Raw genomic sequence first — 641 nt, forward strand, 5'->3', positions numbered from 1 at the left:
AACTCTCCAAAAAGATGTTTGATTGCTCATAAAATAAATAAATCAAGAATTAACTGGCATGTATTTTGTTCAGTTTTCAAAGATCAATTTCTTTTTACTAAAAGAGTAGTATGGTGGAGCCTAGCGGGATCGAACCGCTGACCTCCTGCGTGCAAAGCAGGCGCTCTCCCAGCTGAGCTAAGGCCCCTTTTTATTAAAAACAGATGGTCGGGAAGACAGGATTCGAACCTGCGACCCCTTGGTCCCAAACCAAGTGCTCTACCAAGCTGAGCTACTTCCCGTAAAATTTGGCGCGCCCGAGAGGAGTCGAACCCCTAACCTTTTGATCCGTAGTCAAACGCTCTATCCAATTGAGCTACGGGCGCATGTAATATGGTGCCGAGGACCGGAATCGAACCGGTACGGTAGTCACCTACCGCAGGATTTTAAGTCCTGTGCGTCTGCCAGTTCCGCCACCCCGGCAAGCAAACTGGTAAAGCGGAAGACGGGATTCGAACCCGCGACCCCCACCTTGGCAAGGTGGTGTTCTACCACTGAACTACTTCCGCGAAACATGCGGGTGAAGGGAGTCGAACCCCCACGCCTTGCGGCGCCAGATCCTAAGTCTGGTGCGTCTGCCAATTCCGCCACACCCGCATGAA

Annotated in this window: 6 tRNA genes; all 6 read right to left on the reverse strand. The window is 51.3% G+C overall.

The features are described 5' to 3' along the window. Positions 1-111: 111 nt before the first annotated feature. A tRNA-Ala gene (locus tag QY97_RS19360) sits at positions 112-187 on the reverse strand. 17 nt (positions 188-204) lie between these two features. Beyond that, positions 205-281: transfer RNA gene (locus tag QY97_RS19365), tRNA-Pro, on the reverse strand. A gap of 7 nt (positions 282-288) precedes the next feature. Beyond that, positions 289-365, reverse strand: a tRNA-Arg gene (locus QY97_RS19370). 8 nt (positions 366-373) lie between these two features. After that, positions 374-462: transfer RNA gene (locus QY97_RS19375), tRNA-Leu, on the reverse strand. 14 nt (positions 463-476) lie between these two features. After that, positions 477-548: transfer RNA gene (locus tag QY97_RS19380), tRNA-Gly, on the reverse strand. Positions 549-554: 6 nt separating this feature from the next. Next, a tRNA-Leu gene (locus QY97_RS19385) sits at positions 555-636 on the reverse strand. Between the last annotated feature and the right edge of the window lie 5 nt (positions 637-641).

This window comes from Bacillus thermotolerans, assembly GCF_000812025.2.
Lineage (GTDB): Bacteria > Bacillota > Bacilli > Bacillales > Domibacillaceae > Quasibacillus > Quasibacillus thermotolerans.